General features: G+C 66.9%; 15 protein-coding genes and 2 tRNA genes. 15 read left to right on the top strand and 2 right to left on the bottom strand.

All coding sequences use genetic code 11. From position 1 onward, the window contains the following. Nucleotides 1-4: 4 nt before the first annotated feature. From J2X70_RS06395 to J2X70_RS06415, 5 genes are all read left to right on the top strand, one after another. Complete coding sequence (locus tag J2X70_RS06395; RefSeq protein ID WP_025876469.1) at nucleotides 5-622, top strand: DsbE family thiol:disulfide interchange protein; 618 nt, start codon at nucleotides 5-7, stop codon at nucleotides 620-622. 34 nt (nucleotides 623-656) lie between these two features. After that, nucleotides 657-1,085, top strand: coding sequence for a cytochrome c-type biogenesis protein (locus tag J2X70_RS06400; protein WP_223482949.1), 429 nt, complete (start codon nucleotides 657-659; stop codon nucleotides 1,083-1,085). Next, a complete protein-coding gene (locus J2X70_RS06405; RefSeq protein WP_099843075.1) occupies nucleotides 1,079-2,068 on the top strand; it encodes a tetratricopeptide repeat protein in 990 nt (329 codons plus the stop codon). The genes J2X70_RS06400 and J2X70_RS06405 overlap by 7 nt, the downstream gene beginning before the upstream one ends. A gap of 153 nt (nucleotides 2,069-2,221) precedes the next feature. Further along, nucleotides 2,222-3,334 carry a homoserine O-acetyltransferase gene (locus tag J2X70_RS06410; protein WP_099784813.1) on the top strand — a complete coding sequence of 371 codons (1,113 nt, stop codon included), beginning with the start codon at nucleotides 2,222-2,224 and terminating at the stop codon, nucleotides 3,332-3,334. Continuing rightward, nucleotides 3,334-3,678 (top strand): DUF1294 domain-containing protein, encoded by a 345-nt coding sequence (locus J2X70_RS06415; protein WP_025876461.1) that lies wholly within the window; start codon nucleotides 3,334-3,336, stop codon nucleotides 3,676-3,678. The genes J2X70_RS06410 and J2X70_RS06415 overlap by 1 nt, the downstream gene beginning before the upstream one ends. A gap of 50 nt (nucleotides 3,679-3,728) precedes the next feature. Here the strand turns inward: J2X70_RS06415 and cydC are convergent, their stop codons facing one another. Together cydC and cydD are read right to left on the bottom strand one after the other, a co-directional pair. Beyond that, on the bottom strand, nucleotides 3,729-5,408 hold the full coding sequence (gene cydC, locus J2X70_RS06420) for a thiol reductant ABC exporter subunit CydC (protein ID WP_309909508.1): 1,680 nt from the start codon (nucleotides 5,406-5,408) through the stop codon (nucleotides 3,729-3,731). After that, entirely contained in the window at nucleotides 5,405-7,150 is a 1,746-nt protein-coding gene (gene cydD / locus J2X70_RS06425) for a thiol reductant ABC exporter subunit CydD (protein WP_025876457.1), read from the bottom strand. The genes cydC and cydD overlap by 4 nt, the downstream gene beginning before the upstream one ends. A gap of 228 nt (nucleotides 7,151-7,378) precedes the next feature. Between cydD and J2X70_RS06430 the strand changes: the two genes are divergently transcribed. The 10 genes from J2X70_RS06430 (at nucleotide 7,379) to pgaD (ending at nucleotide 18,148) form a co-directional block, all read left to right on the top strand. Further along, nucleotides 7,379-8,962: a cytochrome ubiquinol oxidase subunit I gene (locus tag J2X70_RS06430; RefSeq protein WP_032978752.1), complete on the top strand. Its 1,584-nt coding sequence runs from the start codon at nucleotides 7,379-7,381 to the stop codon at nucleotides 8,960-8,962. A gap of 15 nt (nucleotides 8,963-8,977) precedes the next feature. Continuing rightward, on the top strand, nucleotides 8,978-10,132 hold the full coding sequence (cydB, locus tag J2X70_RS06435) for a cytochrome d ubiquinol oxidase subunit II (RefSeq protein WP_025876453.1): 1,155 nt from the start codon (nucleotides 8,978-8,980) through the stop codon (nucleotides 10,130-10,132). 54 nt (nucleotides 10,133-10,186) lie between these two features. Then, complete coding sequence (cydX, locus tag J2X70_RS06440; RefSeq protein WP_025876452.1) at nucleotides 10,187-10,300, top strand: cytochrome bd-I oxidase subunit CydX; 114 nt, start codon at nucleotides 10,187-10,189, stop codon at nucleotides 10,298-10,300. Nucleotides 10,301-10,356: 56 nt separating this feature from the next. Next, nucleotides 10,357-10,433: transfer RNA gene (locus tag J2X70_RS06445), tRNA-Pro, on the top strand. A 138-nt stretch (nucleotides 10,434-10,571) separates the two neighbouring features. Further along, nucleotides 10,572-10,648 (top strand) — tRNA-Pro (locus J2X70_RS06450). 227 nt (nucleotides 10,649-10,875) lie between these two features. Beyond that, nucleotides 10,876-12,081, top strand: a complete 1,206-nt coding sequence (locus tag J2X70_RS06455) for an MFS transporter (RefSeq protein ID WP_088101727.1) — start codon at nucleotides 10,876-10,878, stop codon at nucleotides 12,079-12,081. Between the two features lie 375 nt (nucleotides 12,082-12,456). Continuing rightward, on the top strand, nucleotides 12,457-14,496 hold the full coding sequence (gene pgaA / locus J2X70_RS06460) for a poly-beta-1,6 N-acetyl-D-glucosamine export porin PgaA (protein WP_025876448.1): 2,040 nt from the start codon (nucleotides 12,457-12,459) through the stop codon (nucleotides 14,494-14,496). Nucleotide 14,497: 1 nt separating this feature from the next. Further along, nucleotides 14,498-16,405: a poly-beta-1,6-N-acetyl-D-glucosamine N-deacetylase PgaB gene (gene pgaB / locus J2X70_RS06465; RefSeq protein WP_025876446.1), complete on the top strand. Its 1,908-nt coding sequence runs from the start codon at nucleotides 14,498-14,500 to the stop codon at nucleotides 16,403-16,405. A gap of 1 nt (nucleotide 16,406) precedes the next feature. Then, nucleotides 16,407-17,660 carry a poly-beta-1,6-N-acetyl-D-glucosamine synthase gene (gene pgaC / locus J2X70_RS06470; RefSeq protein WP_025876444.1) on the top strand — a complete coding sequence of 418 codons (1,254 nt, stop codon included), beginning with the start codon at nucleotides 16,407-16,409 and terminating at the stop codon, nucleotides 17,658-17,660. After that, a complete protein-coding gene (pgaD, locus tag J2X70_RS06475; RefSeq protein ID WP_025876441.1) occupies nucleotides 17,657-18,148 on the top strand; it encodes a poly-beta-1,6-N-acetyl-D-glucosamine biosynthesis protein PgaD in 492 nt (163 codons plus the stop codon). The genes pgaC and pgaD overlap by 4 nt, the downstream gene beginning before the upstream one ends. The last annotated feature ends 16 nt before the right edge of the window (nucleotides 18,149-18,164 follow it).

An 18,164-nucleotide genomic window follows, 5' to 3' on the forward strand; every position in this document is an offset into this window, starting at 1 on the left:
CCCCATGTCCGAGTCACCCGCCCCACGCCCTTCCCGCCCGCTGCCGCCGGTAGCCATCGTGATCGGCGTCCTGTTCTTCTTCGGCCTGCTTGGCCTGATGATCTACGGGGTGATGAAATCGGGCGATCCGCAGCGCGACGTGCTGCCCTCGGCATTGATCGACAAGCCGGCGCCGGCGTTCGCGCTGCCGGTGCTGCATGACCCGCAGATGATCGTGCGCAGCGAGGAGCTGCGTGGCGCGCCGTACCTGCTCAACGTCTGGGGCAGCTGGTGCGCGGCCTGCCGTGAAGAACATCCGGTGCTGACCCGCTTCGCCGAGAGCAAGCGCGTACGCGTGATCGGCTACAACTGGAAGGATGAACCGACCGACGCGCTGCACTGGCTGGAACAGCTGGGCAACCCGTTCATGGTCGTGTTGAGCGACATCGAAGGCCGCACCGCCATCGACTGGGGTGTGACGGCAGCACCGGAGACCTTCCTGGTCGATGGCAGTGGCATCGTGCGCTGGAAGTACAGCGGCGCGATGACCCAGCAGGTGGTCGATGAGAAGTTGATTCCGGCGCTGGAAAAGCTTGAAAAGGCCCAGGGCGATGCTGGCAACACCCTGCACGCCTCGCCGTAAGCGCATGCGCTGGCTGCTGCCGCTGCTGCTGGCGATGACCCTGGCGCTGCCAAAGTCCGGCCTCGCCCAACAACCGGTGCATGATGCGCGGCCGCTGATGTTCCGCGATGCAGCCGAGGAGACGCGCTTCCACGACCTGGCTGCGCAGTTGCGCTGCGTGCAGTGCCAGAACCAGTCACTGGCCGATTCCAACGCGCAGATCGCGCAGGACCTGCGGCGCGAAGTGCTGCAGTTGATGCAGCAGGGCCTCGACGATGCGGCCATCAAGCAGTTCCTGGTCGCCCGCTATGGCGAGTTCGTGCTCTATCAACCGCCACTGCAACCGGGCACCTGGCTGCTGTGGGGCGGCCCGCTGCTGGTACTGGGTGGCGGCGCGCTGGTGGTGATGGGCATCGTCCGTCGCCGTAGTCGGCAGATGGATGCATCCGCTGCAGCGGACCCAACCGAGGGAGAGGACTGGTGACGCACTGGTTGCCGATGGTCGCCGCAGTGGCCGCTGCGCTGTTGGCGGCCGTGGTGCTGTGGCCGCTGCGCCAGCATGGCCGTCGCAGCTTCGTGCTGGGGGTGGTGGCACTGGGCGTGGCCGGTGCCTGCCTGTATCTGCTGGTCGGCAATCCCCGCGCCGCACAGGTGCAGCCTGCGCCTTCGGTCGCCACGTTGCGTGACGGTGTAGAGGCGCTGCAGCAGGCGCTGCAGCGTGACCCGCAACGCGCCGATGGCTGGGCGCTGCTGGGTCGTTCGCAGGCCGAGCTTGGTAATGCCGCCGCCGCGGCCGACGCCTTCAACCGCGCCGCAGCACTGGCACCGGACGAACCGGGCGTGCTGGTCGAGGCCGCGCAGGCACGCGCCCAGGCCGATCCTGGCAAGCAGTTCGATGACACCGCGCTGGCATGGCTGCAGCGCGCACGTACCTTGTCGCCCGACGCCGAACGCGCAAGCTGGCTGCTTGGCATCGCCCTGCGCCAGCGGGGTCGCAATGCCGAGGCCGCCGAACTCTGGAGCACGCTGCTGCCACGCCTGGAGCCGGGTGCCGCGCAGGCGCTGCAGGCGCAGATCGCCATCGCCCGCGAGGCGGCCGGCCAGCCGTCGCACGCACCGGCCGCCGCCCCCGCGCTGCTGCAGGTACGGGTGCAGCTGCCCGCATCGTTGAAGGCGGGTGACTGGCCGGCCAGCACCCAGGTCTTCGTGCTGGCACGCGCTGTGGGCGGCCCGCCGATGCCGGTGGCTGCACGCAAGCTGCCCCTGGCCGGCTTCCCTGCAACGGTCGGCCTCGGCGACGGCGACAGCCCGATGCCTACCGCACCGTTGTCGGCACATCGCGAAGTGGAAGTACTGGCGCGCATTTCGCGCAGCGGCAGCGCCAACCGCAGCGAAGACGACCTGCAGACCGCCCCGGTCAAGGTCAGCCTGCCGCATGACGGTGTGGTTGAGCTGCAGTTCCCGTAACGTACACGCGCCGCTGCGCTCGCCGGGCATGGACCGGCGCTACCCTCGCGCACCACCGGTAGCGCCGGGCCATGCCCGGCGGATTCACGCTCAGCCCGTTGACGGAAACCAGCGTGTCGCCAGCTGTACACGCCGCCCCGCTAGAATGGCCGCATGACCGAATTCATTCCGCCTGGCACCCGCTTCCATGCCCTGCCCTCGCCCTTTCCGTGCAAACGCGGCGGTGTCCTGCACGGCGCGCACGTGGCCTACGAGACCTGGGGCGCGCTGGACGAAGAGGCCAGCAACGCGATCCTGATCGTCACCGGCCTGTCGCCGGATGCGCATGCCGCGGCCAACGAAGCCAACCCTGCGCCAGGCTGGTGGGAGGCCATGCTCGGCCCCGGCAAACCGATCGATACCGACCGCTGGTTCGTGGTCTGCGTGAACTCGCTGGGCAGCTGCAAGGGTTCCACCGGCCCGGCCTCGATCAATCCGGCCAACGGCGAGCTGTATCGCCTGGATTTCCCGGAACTGTCCATCGAAGACGGCGCACGCGCGGCGATCGACGTGGTGCGCGCACTGGGCATCGGACAACTCGCCTGCGTGATCGGCAATTCGATGGGCGGGATGACGGCGCTGGCGGTGTTGCTGCTGCACCCGGGCATCGCCCGCAGCCATATCAACATTTCCGGCAGCGCGCAGGCCCTGCCGTTCTCGATCGCCATCCGTTCGCTGCAGCGCGAAGCGATCCGCCTGGACCCGCGCTGGAACGGTGGCCACTACGACAATGAGGCATACCCGGAATCGGGCATGCGCATGGCACGCAAGCTGGGCGTGATCACCTACCGCTCGGCGCTGGAATGGGATGGCCGCTTCGGTCGCGTGCGGCTGGATTCAGACCAGACCGACGATGATCCATTCGGCCTGGAATTCCAGGTCGAGAGCTATCTGGAAGGCCATGCACGCCGGTTCGTGCGCTTCTTCGACCCCAACTGCTATCTGTACCTGAGCCGCTCGATGGACTGGTTCGATCTGGCCGAGTATGGCGATGGCGATGTGCTGGCCGGACTGGCCAGCATCCGCGTCGGCAAGGCACTGGCGATCGGCGCCAACACCGACATCCTGTTCCCTGTACAGCAGCAGCAACAGGTCGCCGATGGCCTGCGCGCTGGTGGCGCGGACGCGCGTTTCATCGGCCTGGAATCGCCCCAGGGTCATGACGCGTTCCTGGTCGACTTCGAACGTTTCGGCCCGGCCGTGCGCGGCTTCCTCGACGAACTGTAGTGGCGTGGCGGCGCAATCTCGCACTGGCCGCGTTCGGTGCGTTGATCGGCTTGACCGCAACCGGCGTGTTTCCGCTCTGGCTGGGCGCATGGTGCGTGCTGGCCAGTGCGGTGTCGTTCGGCCTGTATGGGCACGACAAGCGCGCCGCGCAGCGAAAACAGCAGAGGACGCCCGAACGCACGCTGCAGCTGCTGGCCTTTGCCGGCGGCTGGCCCGGCGCGCTGCTCGGCCAGGCGCTGTTCCGCCATAAACATCGCAAGGCGCCGTTCCAGTGGGTGTTCTGGTTGTGCGTGCTGGCCAACGTGGCCTCGATCGCGGTGATGCTGCGCGCGTTTTCGCGGTAGCTGCCCTGTAGATCCACGCCACGCGTGGAGATGCCGACCAAGGTCGGCATCTACCGAAGCGGTTCGCGGACCAGCACCCCGTCCACCAACCGGTACTGCACATCCACCACACCCGCGGGCAGGTCATCGTGGGTGATCATCAGCAGGCTGCGCCCTTCCAGCAGTGCTGGCAGGTCCTGCAGCAGCGCGCGCGCGGTATCCACGTCCAGGCCTTCGGTGGGCTCATCCACCAGCAGGATCGGCGCATTGCGCAGCAGCGCGCGGGCCAGCGCCAGGCGACGCGCCTGGCCGGCCGACATCGTTGCGCCGTTCTCGCCCACCCACGCCTGCAGGCCGCCGTTGCGCTCGGCCCATTCACCCAGCCGTACCCGTTGCAGCACCGCCCACAACGCTTCGTCGCTGGCCTCGGGATCGCCCAGCCGCAGGTTCGCGGCCACGCTGCCGGCAAACACCGGCGCGTTCTGCGGCAGCCACGCAAGGTGCCGGTGCCAGTCGGCCTGGGCGACATCGCGCAGGTCCTGGCCACCGTAGGTCAGCCGCCCCTGCTGCGGATCCCACAGGCGCAGCAGCAGGCTCGACAAGGTGGTCTTGCCGCTGCCGCTGTCGCCACGGATGGCGATGCGCTCGCCCGGTGCCAGCGTCAGCTGCAGGCCACGCAGCACCGGCCGTGCGGCGCCCGGCCACTGGAAGTGCACATCGTCCCAATGCACGGTCGCCGCCGGCGCCAGCGGCTGCGGCGACACCGGCTCCTGCACCGAAGGTGCCTGCTCGACGATGCCCTGCAGGCGCGCGGCCGCAATGCGGCCCGATTGCAGCGACTGCCAGGCCAGGCCCATGCCCGCCCACAGTTCGATCATCGCAACGGTCAGGAACACCAGCCCGGCGGCCATTTCCGGCGCGATGCGCTGTTGTTCGGCCGCATGCAGCGCCAGTGCCAGCATCGCCACCAGGCCGAGCCCGGCCAGCACACCATGCAGCGTTGATGCAGCGATCAGCCGCATGCGTCGACGACGATCGCGCGAGGCCACCTGCTTGGCCGCCACCCGCACCTTCAACTGCCAGGCATTGCCAGCGTTGAGCGCGGCCAGATCAGCCGCCCCTTCCAGCCCCTCGAATGCCGCCGTGCGCAACGCTGCGCGATGTGCGGCGCGGTCGGCCTCTTCGCTGTCATGGCCCCTCACGCCCAGCCACGGCACGCCAATGCCGATCAGCAACGCCAGTACCGCCAGCAGCACCGCTGCCGATGGCAGGATCAACGCTGCCGAGCCCACGCCCACCAACGTCAACGCGCCCAGCGCCAGCAACGGGCCGATGGCACGCACCAGCAGGCCATCGATTTCGCCGATGTCACCCAGCAGCCGCGCCAGCAGATCGCCGGTGCGGGTTGCACCCAGCCGTGCCGGGGCCAGTGGCAGCGCGCGGCGGAAGAACCATACGCGCAGGTCGCGGGCGATGCGCAGGGTGGCGTCATGCCCCACCAGCTTTTCGAAGTAGCGCGATGCGATGCGCGCCATGGTCAGGCCGCGGATGCCGGCCGACGGAGTGAAGAAATTGAAGCCCTGGCCAAGGCCCGCTGCACCGGCCAGCGCTGCAGCAGTGAGGAAGCCACCAGACAGGCCCAGCAGGGCGGTGCCGGCCAGCATCGTGGTCCACAGCAGCAGCACTGCCAGCAGCAGGCGCGGGCGATGACGCAGGAATACCGTGCGCAGCGAATCGGCAGAGCGGCTCATGCGCGTACCGCCTGCGCCGGCTCAACCAGGCGCCCTTCGGGCAACAGCAGGCAGCGGTCGGCCCAGGCGATCACCGCCGGGCTGTGGGTGGCCACCACCACGCTGCGTCCGCGCGCATAGGCGGCCAGGCTGCGCAGCAGCGCTGCTTCGGTTTCGGCATCGAGAAACGCGGTCGGCTCGTCCAGCAGCAGCACCTGCGGATCGCGCAGCAGCAGGCGCGCCAGGCCGATGCGACGTGCCTCGCCACCGGACAGGCCAAAGCCGCGCTCGCCGATCAGCGTATCCAGCCCCTGCGGCAGGCGCTGTGCGAACTGCAGCACCTGGGCGGCTTCGGCAACGGCGCGCAGGCGCGCGTCGCTGGCACCGGGATCGGCCAGGCGCAGGTTCTCGGCGATGGTGCCGTGGAACAGATAGGGACGCTGGCTGGCATAGGCCACCTGCAGCCCCGGCCGCAGCTGCACCCGGCCCGCACGCGGCGGCAGCCAACCGGCCAGCGCTTCCAGCAACGTGCTCTTGCCGCTGCCACTGGGGCCGACCAGGGCCAGACGCTGGCCCGGTTCCAGCTGCAGGTCCAGGTTCTGCAGCACATCGTGCGCAGCGCCCAACGGACGCAATACCAGACCGTGCGCCTGCAGTGGCGGCAACGCGGCCTCGGCAGGCTCCGGCGTCAGCGGCACAGTGCCGTCGATTGTGCTGGCCTCCTCTTCCGGCAGCGCCTGCAGCAGGCGCTCCACCTCGGCGGCGGCGGCCAGTGCATTGGCGCGGTCGTGATAGTGCGCGGCCAGGCGCCGCAACGGTGCGTAGAACTCCGGTGCCAGCAGCAGGCAGAACAGGCCCGCCCCCAGCGTCGGCACGGTCGCATGCAGCGACATCAGGCCCAGATAGCTCAGGCCCAGATACAAGGCGACCATCGCCACGCTGACCGAGGCAAAGAATTCCAGCACGGTGGACGACAGGAAGGCGATGCGCAGCACCTTCATCGTGCGCACGCGCACACCTTCTGCCGCGGCCTCGATGCCGGCCAGTTCGGCTTCCCCACGGCCATACAGGCGCAGCAGGCCCAGGCCCTTGATGCGATCGGCGAAGTGCCCGCTCATCCGCGCCAGCTCGCCCAGCTGCGCGCGCCCGGCGGCTTCGGCGCCCCAGCCCACCAGCATCATGAAAAACGGCACCAGCGGTGCAGTGAACAGCAGGATCAGTGCAACCACCCAATCGACCCAGGCCACAGCTGCCAGGATCAACAGCGGCACCACCACCACTTCGGTGCGCACCGGCAGGAAACCACTGTAGTAGTTCTCGATCGCATCGCCGTGATGCAGCATCAACTCGCCCAGTTCACCGGTACGGCGCTGCCGCAGCCACAATGGGCCGTGCCCGAGCAGACGCGCGAAGACACGCTCGCGCAGGGACAGGCGTGCGGCATCGGCAACGTCACCGGCCGCGGCCTGGGTGGCACTGCCCAGCAGGGTGCGCACGACAAGGATCACCGCCAACGCGGCCAGCACCGGCAGGCCCTGGGCCAGCGGCACGCGCTCGACCAGCACCTGCTGCACCAGCCAGGCGATGGCGGCAGCTTGAGCGATCAACAGCGCACCGGACACGCTGATGCACAGCGACGCCAGCCGCTGCCGCCCCTTCGCGGCACGGGCCAGATCGGCCAGCCAGGCGGTACGTACACGCCGCAGGCGGGTCGATTCTTCATCCCGATCAGGGGCGTCAGCGGTCGGTTCGGCAGCGCTCAAGGCTCTTCACAGGCAGCAGGGGGATGGACGGCATTGTAGGCGCAGGCAACAGCCTTCCCCTGCGGCCGGCGGTCGCAGTCTTCATCGGGTTGGCATACGATCCTCCTGAATACCTGTTCATACATTGATCTGGATCAAGGCTGTTTGAAGTAGTCGGTCACATTATTCACCCCGTAGACCACCCTTCCCGCCACCTGCAACGGCACTATCCAACGAGGTAGCCAGGCCATGATTGATCAGACAGTCGTAGAACTGTCGCGGCTGCAATTCGCTCTGACCGCGATGTACCACTTCCTATTCGTACCGCTCACGCTTGGCCTGTCCTTCATGGTGGCCATCATGGAAAGCGTGTACGTCATGACCCGCAAGCAGGTCTGGCGGCAGATGACCCTGTTCTGGGGCACCCTGTTCGGCATCAACTTCGCCATCGGCGTGGCCACCGGCCTGGTGATGGAGTTCCAGTTCGGCATGAACTGGTCGTACTACAGCCACTACGTGGGTGACATCTTCGGTGCGCCGCTGGCCATCGAAGGCCTGATGGCGTTCTTCCTGGAAGCGACCTTCATCGGCCTTTTCTTCTTCGGCTGGAAGCGCCTGAGCCCGGTCAAGCACCTCACCGTGACCTGGCTGATGGCGCTGGGCACCAACCTGTCGGCGGTGTGGATCCTGATCGCCAACGGCTGGATGCAGAACCCGACCGGTGCGGTGTTCAACCCGGAAACCATGCGCATGGAAGTGGTCGACTTCGCCGCGGTGCTGCTGAACCCGGTGGCGCAGGCCAAGTTCGTGCACACCGTCAGTGCCGGTTACGTGACCGGTGCGATCTTCGTGATGTCCATCAGCGCCCTGTACCTGCTGCGCAACAAGCACAGGGACATGGCCCGCCGTTCGTTCGCGGTCGCCGCAGCCTTCGGCCTGCTGTCCTCGCTGTCGGTGGTGGTGCTGGGTGACGAGAGCGGCTATGCCGCCAGCGAGCACCAGAAGATGAAGCTGGCGGCGATCGAAGCGATGTGGGAGACCGAGCGCGCGCCGGCCGACTTCACCGCCTTCGGCATTCCCAACCAGGACACCCACACCAACGACTACGCGATCAAGATCCCATACCTGATGGGCCTGATCGCCACCCGTTCGCTGGACCAGCCGATTCCGGGCATCCTGGAGCTGGTGGAGCGTGCCGAGCACCGCATCCGCGGTGGCCAGATCGCCTATGGCGCACTGGAACGGGTGAAGAAGGACAAGACCGATCTTGCAGCGCGTGAAATGTTCGATCGCCATTGGCAGGACCTCGGCCATGGCCTGCTGCTGAAGCGTTACCGCGAGGACATCCTCAACGCGACGCCAGAGGAAATCTCCAAGGCCGCGATGGATACCGTACCGCGCGTGGCGCCGCTGTTCTGGACCTTCCGCATCATGGCCGGGCTGGGCTTCTACCTGATCGCCTTCTTCGCGCTGGCCTTCTACTTCTCGTGCCGCAACAACTTCCAGGACAAGCGCTGGTTCCTGAAGCTGGCCGTGTGGAGCCTGCCGGCGCCGTGGATCGCGATCGAATGCGGTTGGTTCGTGGCCGAGTACGGCCGCCAGCCGTGGGCGGTGGATGGCGTGCTGCCCACTTTCTACGCGGCATCGGGCCTGGCACTGCATGAAATCCTGACCACGCTGGCGGTGTTCACCAGCCTGTACACGGTGCTGCTGATCATCGAAATCAAGCTGATGCTGAAGGCGGTCCGCAAGGGCCCGGACGACATCCTGCCGACGCTGCAGGCCGACATCCGCCCTGTTTCCCCCAATGCCGTTGCCCCCGGCCAGGCCTGAGGCAGGAGAATCCAGATGGAATTCATTGCACTTGATTACACCACGCTCCGCGTGATCTGGTGGCTGCTGCTCGGCATCCTGCTGGTCGGCTGGGCCGTCATGGATGGTTTCGACCTTGGCGTCGGCACGCTGCTGCCGTTCGTGGCAAAGACCGATGAAGAACGCCGGCTGGTGATCAACACCGTCGGCCCGGTCTGGGAAGGCAACCAGGTCTGGTTGGTGCTGGGTGGCGGCGCGATCTTCGCCGCATGGCCGCCGCTGTATGCGGTCAGCTTCTCCGGCTTCTACCTGGCGGTGTTTGCGATGCTGTTCGGGCTGATCCTGCGCCCGGTCGGCTTCAAGTACCGCAGCAAGTTGCCGTCCAAGCGCTGGCGCGACAACTGGGACCGCGTGCTGTTCGTCGGTGGCCTGCTGCCGGGCCTGATTGCCGGCGTCGCCGTGGGCAACGTACTGCTGGGTGTGCCGTTCCACTTCGATGACACCCTGCGCGTGACCTACACCGGTTCGTTCTTCGGCCTGCTGACACCGTTCGCGCTCATCGCCGGCCTGATCAGCGTGGCCATGCTGGTGTCGCACGGTGCGGCCATGCTGGTGCTGAAGACCGACGGCCCGGTGGCCGAACGTGCGGCGCGCTATGGCAGCATCGCCGCCATCATCAGCTTCGTGCTGTTCGCCGCTGCCGGCGCCTGGGTGGCCTTCGGCCTGCCGGGCTACCAGATCACTTCGCAGGTGGTGACCGACGGGCCGACCAATCCGCTGCTGAAGACCGCCGAACTGGGGTCCGCCGCAGGTGGCTGGCTGCGCAACTACAGCAGCATGCCGGCAACGCTGGTGTTCCCGGTGCTGGGCCTGCTGGGTGCGCTTGCCAGCGCGGTGCTGCTTCGCGCGCGTCGTGGCGGCCTGGCCTTCATCGCCTCGGGCGCGTCCATTGCCGGCATCATCCTCACCGTCGGCTTTGCGATCTTCCCGTTCCTGCTGCCGTCCTCCAGCCAGCCCACCTCCAGCCTGACCGTCTGGGACAGTTCGTCCAGCCACCTCACGCTGTGGGTCATGCTGCTGGCCACGGCCATCTTCCTGCCGATCATCCTCGCCTACACCACCTGGGTGTACCGCGTGCTGAAGGGCAAGACGACGGTCGAGGACATGGACGACAACCCCAACGCGTACTGATTGCCCGTGTGCCGGCCCAGGGTCGGCACACCCCTCGCACACAGGAGATTGACCATGTGGTATTTCGCTTGGATTCTCGGCGCCGGCCTGGCTTCGGTCGTGGCCATCCTCAACGGGATGTGGTTCGAAGCGCGCGAAAGCGCCCGCGCCGACAAGGAAGTGCGTTGAAACTGTAAAAAAGGGTTGCCGATACGGCCTTCACACCGTATTCTTGGCGGCTCCTTCGGGGTGTAGCTCAGTCTGGTAGAGCGCTACGTTCGGGACGTAGAGGTCGCAGGTTCGAATCCTGTCTCCCCGACCACTTCGGTGGTCGCATTGAAGCCTGGTGAAGTCTTCCAGGCTTTTTTGTTCCCGCAGGAGTCGCTGCCACGGCAGCGAAGCAGAACGGTCTTCCCCCTTGCCGCCACCGGGGGAAATGGCTAGAATAGGCGGCTCCCTTCGGGGTGTAGCTCAGTCTGGTAGAGCGCTACGTTCGGGACGTAGAGGTCGCAGGTTCGAATCCTGTCTCCCCGACCACTCCGGTGGTCACCAAGAAGCCTGGAAGACATCAGTGTCCTCCGGGTTTTTTTGTACCTGGAATCCGGGACACCCGGCTACGCCGCCATCAGCAGATGCCGCCGGGGACCTGACCCGGCCCGGCCACGTACAATGGCCGCCACTCCCCCACCTGCCACACCGGCCGCGCCCGGTGCGGGCGCTGCACGTCATTCTGCATGGCGTGCGCCACCTGCAAGGAACACCGCATGACCTCGCCCACCTCCCCTTCGCCATCACTGCTGCACGGGCGCGTGCTGGCGTTCGCCGCGATCCTGCTGGCGGCGGTCAACCTGCGTACCGCCGTCACCTCCATCACCCCGTTGCTGGACGTGCTGGGCCAGCAGTTCGGCTTCGGCACCACCATGACCGGCGTACTGGGCATGCTGCCGACCGCGTCGTTCGCTCTGTTCGGCGTCGCCACCCCGGCGCTGGCACGACGCCTGGGCCTTGAGCGCACCACCCTGCTGGCGATGCTGATGGCTGCCGCCGGCCTGCTGCTGCGCTCCAGCGCCGGCAATGTCGGCACCCTGCTGCTGGGCTCGGTGATCGCACTGGCGGGCATGGGCATCGGCAACGTGGTGGTGCCGCCGTTGGTGAAGCGCTACTTCGCCAACAAGGTCGGCACCATGAGCACGCTGTACATCAGCGTGCTGCAGCTGGGCACGATGATGCCGGCGCTGTTGGCGGTGCCGGTGGCCAACGCCGCAGGCTGGCGGGTGTCGCTGGGCATGTGGGCGCTGCTGGCGTTGGCTGCGACCCTGCCATGGATGCTGCTGGCACGCAGTGCGCCCAGGCCGGTACTGGACAGCAACGACCCCACCGCGCAGCCGCACGGCAAGGTCTGGCGTACGTCGTTGGGCTGGAGCATGACGCTGATGTTCGGCATGACCTCGCTGATGACCTATTCGATGTTCACCTGGCTGCCGCGCATCGTGGTCGAAGCCGGCGCCACGCCCGCTTTCGGCGGGGTGATGGTCGCGGTGTTTTCGGCACTGGGCCTGCTGCCATCGCTGGTGATCCCATCGCTGGCGGTGCGCCTGCAGAATCCCTTCCCGCTGGTGCTGATCGGCTTCTCCGCCTTCGTCATCGCCTTCGCCGGCCTGCTGTTCGCCCCGATGAAGGCGCCGTTGCTGTGGGCCTGCCTGCTGGGCGTCGGGCCGTCCACGTTCCCGCTGGCGCTGACCCTGATCAATCTGCGCACGCGCACCCCCACCGGTTCGGCGGCCCTGTCCGGCTTCATGCAGGGCGTGGGCTACAGCTTCAGCTGCCTGGGCCCGTTCCTGGTCGGCTGGCTGCATACCGTCAGCGAGGGCTGGACCCTGCCCTTCGCCTTCCTGTTCGGCTGCGCGCTGCTGATGCTGTGCGCCTCGTGGGTGGCCTGCAAGCCGCGCAAGCTGGAAGACCTGTGGTGACCGGACCGGCAGGCTGACGCCCGCCGCCGTGAAGCCGGACCCACACACCCCACTACCGCGATCTACACACCGCCACCGCGGCGGGTGACGTAGCGTGTCCAAAGCTGACCCGTTTCGTGTCCAGAACCGGCCCTGCCAGCGTGGTACGCCCCCACAGGGCGGCCCCGGGCTGCCCCGCGCCGTTCCACAGTGGACAGCAGAAAAGTGTATGCGCGACAACGCGTTGCGACAGGGCTGGCCGGTCATCCAAGGACTCTCCGTCAACAAGGTACGGATAGGAAGTAGGCGCTTTGGCAGAGCGTCAGCTATAGTTGGCATGTGATGTGCGTCACACTTTTGAGCACATCGTTCAGCAATGGATGCTTAGGGGGTCTCATGGTTGTTCATCGTCCGCTGGCGCTGTGCGTCGGCCTGGCCTGCGCCACTCTGGCGTGCTGGGCCCACGCGGCCTCGCCGCCCACCGTCATCACGCGCGCCGACCGGCTCGCCGAGATCGGGCACTACCGTGACCAGGCACGCTGGGTCGATGCACTGGCAGCGATCGAGCGGGCGCAGCTGCGCGAGCCCAACGACGACCTGCTGTACAAGCTGCAGGTCCTGACCCTGGGCGACATCGGCAACGCCCATCGCGCCTGGCGGCTTTACCAGGCCCGGCCCAACCTGTTCGACCAGGACCAGAAAGCGCGGCTGGAGGCCAACTACGTGGCCAAGCTGGTCAACTGGAGCCTGGCCTACGGGGAAAGCGAAGACACCCGGCTTGTCGAGGCCGAGGCTTCGCTGGCGGAAATGGAGCAGTACGTCGAGCGCGATGGCACCGCGCAGGCGCAGGCGCCGCTGCGTATCCGCATGGACCGGCTGATCCTGCTCAACCGCCTGGCCCGCCACGCGCAGGTGCGCGACGAGGCGCGGGCGCTGCAGCGCGAAGGCCATGCCCTGCCCGATTACGTGCTGCCAGCCGTAGGCGACTCGCTGATGGCCACCCAGAACCCGGAGGAGGCCATTCCCTTGCTGGAGGCCGCCGCAAAGAACGATCCCTCACGCTTCGAGACACGCTCGGAGCTGGCCTATGCCTATCTGGAAACCGAGCAGGCGGAGAAGGCGGTGGGCTACCTGCAGGCCTGGCAGAAGGACGAACCGGCCTGGCGCTGGGGCGGCGGCAAGACCCCCTTCCAGAACTGGGCGCGTTACGAGGCCGACCTGAACCTGGGGATGGTGCGGGCCTACAGCGGCGACCTGCCCACGGCCCAGCGCGAACTGGAAGCCCTGGTCGAGGTCGGCCCGGGCAATGGCAGCCTGCAGACTTCACTGGGCAGCGTCTACCAGATGCGCGGCTGGCCACGGCGGGCGCTTGAGCGCCACCAGATGGCCTATACCCTGGACCCGCGTGACATCGCGCCGCGCCTGGGCATGTACGAATCCTACGTGCAGCTGCAACGCGACGACCTGGCGCGGCCGCTGCATGACGACCTGCTGGCACGCTATCCAAGCCAGCCGGCGGTGCAACGCATGGACCGTGACTGGCGCGCCCATCGCGGCTGGCAGCTGCTGGCCAAGGTCGAGGGTGGCCGCAGTTCCGGCGGTGGCGGCACCTCTCCGCTGGGCAACGACGACCTGCACTACGGCGTGGAAGTGGCCTCGCCGGTTCTCAACGACCGCTGGCGCCTGTTTGCCTTCGCCGACCGCCGTTCGGTCAGCTTCCAGGACCAGGACATCGACCCGCTGTGGATCGGTGCCGGCGTGCGCTACCGCTTCGACCGCTTCGATGCCGAGGCGGCGGTGATGCGCCCCAACGACAGCATCGGCGACACCGGCCTGCGCGGCGGCTTCGGCTGGCAGTTCAATGATCGCTGGCATGCCGGCGTGACCGCTGCCCGCAATGATCCGGAAGCCTCGATGCAGGCACGCGTGGCCGGCATCACCGCCGACAGCGTTGCGGTTGCAGTGGACTACACGCGCAACGAGCGCACCCACTGGAGCTTCGGTGGCAGCCAGTTCCGTTACGACGATGGCAACCGCCGCGATACGCTGAACAGTGCGATCGAACAACGGCTGTTGACCCGCCCGCGCCTGTTGATCGATGGCCTGGGCAGCGTCTACACCAGCCGTGGCAGCCGCGACGATGCGCCCTACTTCAACCCCTCGCGGGATCGCTCGGTGGAAGTGGGCCTGCGCATCGACCAACAGCTGTGGCGCCATTACGAGCGCCACTTCCGCCATCGCCTGACAGTGTCGGTGGGCAACTACTGGCAGGAAGGTTTTGGCAGTTCAATCATTCCAACCGTGGCCTATCGCCACGAATGGCAGTTCGATCAAGGGCGGATCCTCGAGTACGGCGTGAGTTGGTCGCGGCCGGTCTACGACGGCCAACGTGAACGACATATCGGCTTCGATGCCGCGCTGCGCTGGGGAGAATGAGATGGAACGGATGCTTCGCAACCTGACGACCGTACTGCTGCTGGCGCTGCTGGCCCTCGCCCTGCCTGCCGCAGCCCAGCGCGCCAGCTCGGCCGCGGAACTGGACGCGGCCGACAACGGCCTGCTGGTCCTCAGCTACCACGACGTGCGCGATGATGTGCTGGAAAAATCCGACGGCGATGCCTACGCGGTCAGCACGCAGAACTTCGCCGCGCACCTGGACTGGCTGTCCGCCCATGGCTATCACCCGGTGTCGCTGTCACAGCTGATCAAGGCCTCGCGCGGTGAAGCAACGCTGCCGCCGCGGCCGGTGCTGCTGACCTTCGACGACGGCCTGCGCAGCGTGTACAGCCGCGTCTATCCGCTGCTGCGCGCGTACAACTATCCGGCGCTGGTGGCGGTGATCACCGACTACGTGGACATGGCACCGGGCCGCACCATCGACTACGGCTACCGTCCCTTCGGCCATGACGACTTCCTGACCTGGGACCAGCTGCGCGAGATGCAGGCCAGCGGCCTGATCGAACTGGCCAGCCATACCGACAACCTGCACCACGGCGTGCAGTCCAACCCGCAGGGCAACCAGACCCCGGCGGTGATCACCCGCATCTACGACCCCAAGGCGCAGCGCTATGAAAGCGCGCAGGAGTACGAGAAGCGCCTGCGCGACGATCTCGGCCGCAGCGTGCAGCGCATCGAGAAGGAACTGGGTGTACGCCCGAAAGCGATCGTCTGGCCGTATGCCGCCTACAACCAGTTGAGCAACGACATCGCCGAGCAGCTGGGCATGCCGGTGTCCTTCGACCTGGAAGGTCGCAGCACGCCGGTGACGGCCGACCTGCATGGCCTGGCACGCCTGCTGGTGACCAGCAATCCGAACATCACCTCGCTGGCCTTCGAGCTGCGCCGCAACGTCAATCTGGACGGCACCCGTGCACTGCAGATCGATATGGACTCGGTCTACGACAGTGACCCTGCACAGCAGGCGCGCAACCTGGATGCGCTGATCGAGCGGGTGAAGCGGATCGGCCCGACCCATGTCTACCTGCAGGCCTTCGCCGATCCGGACGGCAACAACACCGCCGATGCCCTGTACTTCCCGAACCGCCACCTGCCGATGCGCGCGGACCTGTTCAACCGCGTCGCCTGGCAGCTGAAAACCCGTGCCGGGGTGAAGGTGTATGCGTGGTTGCCGGTGCTGGGCTATGAACTGCCCGACGCCGCGCAGCGTGCGGCGCTGGGCATCCAGAGCCCGGAACGCGATGGCATGTACCGCCTGGATTTCACCAAGCCGCAGGCACGGCAGATCATCAAGGACATCTACGAAGACCTGGCGATCAATTCGTATTTCGAAGGCCTGCTGTTCCACGATGACGGCTACGTGCGCGATACCGAACTGGCCCAGCTGCCGCAGGAAGGCAGCGACGGCGGCCGCACCCAGGCGCTGATTGATTTCACCCTGGAACTGCGTGACAGCGCACAACGCTGGCGCCCCAAGCTGGGCACCGTGCGCAACCTGTACGCGCAGCCGGTGCTGGAGCCGCAGAGCGCGGCGTGGTTCGCCCAGCGCCTGGACCTGTTCAACAAGGCCTACGACCGCACCGCGCTGATGGCGATGCCATGGATGGAAGGCAGCCGCCGCCCGCAGCGTTGGCTGGACAAGCTGGTGGTGGCCGTGCGTGCGCACGACCCCGAGCTGAAGCACACGATGTTCGAGCTGCAGACCGTGGACTGGCGCACGCAGCGGCCGATCAGCGGCGAACAGCTGCGCGCGCAGATCCGCCGCCTGCAGGCACAGGGCGTGCGCCATTTCGCGTGGTACCCGGACGATTTCATCGCCGACAAGCCGTCGACCCAGGATGCACGCGCGGCGATGTCCGCGCGCAACTTCCCGTACCCGGAGAAGTGACGTGGACATGAATCCGTGGCTCAACGCCATGTTCCAGTTCGCCTTCTTCTACCCCATGGTGATGGCGTTCTTCTGGATGTCCGGGGGCCTGTACTACTTCTTCCGCCGTGAGCGGAAGTCGCGGCCGCGCAACGACCCACCACCGATGGCGGAGTATCCGTTCGCCAGCCTGCTGATCCCGTGCCACAACGAATCGGCGAACCTGGACGACACCCTCGGCGCGGCATTGGCCCAGCGCTATCCGGACTTTGAGGTGATCGCCATCAACGATGGCAGCACCGACGACACCGGCACCCGCCTGGACGCGCTTGCAGCGCTTCATCCGCGCCTGCGCGTGGTCCACCTGGACCGCAACCTGGGCAAGGCCAACGCGTTGCGCATGGGCGCGCTGGCCGCGAGATCGGAGTACCTGGTGTGCATCGATGGTGATGCCATGCTGGAAGAGTTCGCCATGCACTGGATGGTCTGGCACCTGACCAGCGGCCCACGCGTGGGTGCGGTGACCGGCAACCCGCGCATCCGCAACCGCTCCACCCTGCTCGGCCGCCTGCAGGTGGCGGAGTTCTCCTCGATCATCGGCATGATCAAGCGCGCCCAACGCGTGTACGGCCGCATCTTCACCGTGTCCGGCGTCATTGCCGCGTTCCGTCGCACCGCCCTGCATCGCATCGGCTACTGGGCCGATGACATGGTCACCGAGGACATCGACATCAGCTGGCGGCTGCAGCTGGATCATTGGGACATCCGTTACGAGCCCAATGCGCTGTGCTTCATCCTGATGCCGGAAACGCTGAAGGGCCTGTGGCGGCAGCGACTGCGCTGGGCACAGGGCGGCGTGGAAGTCCTGCTGCGCCACGGCTCCTCGTTGTTCAGCTGGCGCAAGCGGCGGATGTGGGGCGTGCTGCTGGAATACATCCTCAGCGTGCTGTGGGCCTACACCATGCTGGTGATCATCCTGCTGTGGGCAGTGGGCAAGTTCATCCCGATGCCGCCGTCGCTGTACATCGACACGTTGCTGCCGCAATGGCATGGCGTGATCCTGGCCCTGGTCTGCCTGCTGCAGTTCGCCAGCAGCCTGATCATCGACAGGCGTTACGAAACGCATATCGGCCGCAACTATTTCTGGGTCATCTGGTACCCGATGGCGTACTGGTTGATCAGCCTGTTCACCACGCTGGTGGCGCTGCCGAAGACCCTTCTCCGGCGGCGTGGCAAGCGAGCCACCTGGGTCAGCCCAGACAGAGGTATCCGATGAACGCACATCGCCAGACGACTGCCAGGACGCCGTCCAACCGCTTCGACTCGCGCCTGATCCAGAAACCGCGCAAGCAGCCCCGCCTGCAGCGCACTGCCTGGGGCTTTGTGACCCTGGCATTCTGGGGGTTCTACTTCTACCTGTGGGCACCGCTGGTCACGCTGGTGTCCTGGTTGCTCGGTGGGCAGCTGGCGTGGCTGCAGCTGTACGAGCGCAAGCAGCACCTGGACCCGTTCGTGATCATCGCCCTGCCGGTGATCCTGGCGTGCTGTGCGCTGCTGCTGATCGCCTGGGCCGAGTACAACCGCTACCGCTTCTCCGGCAAGGAACGGCGCGGCCCGCACGAGGACGCAAGTCGTGCGGAGATCGCCCATTCGCTGGGTGCCAGCGATCAGCTTGCCGAACAGATGTTCGGTGCCAAGGCCATCACCCTGCACATGGATGAGCATGCACGGCCGCTGGGCATGACCGCGCAGCTGTTGAGGTAACGGGGGTTCGGCCGGG

Source organism: Stenotrophomonas sp. 1337, from assembly GCF_031455455.1.
In the GTDB taxonomy this organism is placed as follows: domain Bacteria; phylum Pseudomonadota; class Gammaproteobacteria; order Xanthomonadales; family Xanthomonadaceae; genus Stenotrophomonas; species Stenotrophomonas indicatrix.

Coding starts and splice junctions, on each gene's coding strand:
- J2X70_RS06395 (WP_025876469.1), top strand. CDS start 5: ATGTCCGAGTCACCCGCCCCACGCCCTTCCCGCCCGCTGCCGCCGGTA.
- J2X70_RS06400 (WP_223482949.1), top strand. CDS start 657: ATGACCCTGGCGCTGCCAAAGTCCGGCCTCGCCCAACAACCGGTGCAT.
- J2X70_RS06410 (WP_099784813.1), top strand. CDS start 2,222: ATGACCGAATTCATTCCGCCTGGCACCCGCTTCCATGCCCTGCCCTCG.
- cydC (WP_309909508.1), bottom strand. CDS start 5,408: ATGAGCCGCTCTGCCGATTCGCTGCGCACGGTATTCCTGCGTCATCGC.
- J2X70_RS06430 (WP_032978752.1), top strand. CDS start 7,379: ATGATTGATCAGACAGTCGTAGAACTGTCGCGGCTGCAATTCGCTCTG.
- cydB (WP_025876453.1), top strand. CDS start 8,978: ATGGAATTCATTGCACTTGATTACACCACGCTCCGCGTGATCTGGTGG.
- cydX (WP_025876452.1), top strand. CDS start 10,187: ATGTGGTATTTCGCTTGGATTCTCGGCGCCGGCCTGGCTTCGGTCGTG.
- J2X70_RS06455 (WP_088101727.1), top strand. CDS start 10,876: ATGACCTCGCCCACCTCCCCTTCGCCATCACTGCTGCACGGGCGCGTG.
- pgaA (WP_025876448.1), top strand. CDS start 12,457: ATGGTTGTTCATCGTCCGCTGGCGCTGTGCGTCGGCCTGGCCTGCGCC.
- pgaB (WP_025876446.1), top strand. CDS start 14,498: ATGGAACGGATGCTTCGCAACCTGACGACCGTACTGCTGCTGGCGCTG.
- pgaD (WP_025876441.1), top strand. CDS start 17,657: ATGAACGCACATCGCCAGACGACTGCCAGGACGCCGTCCAACCGCTTC.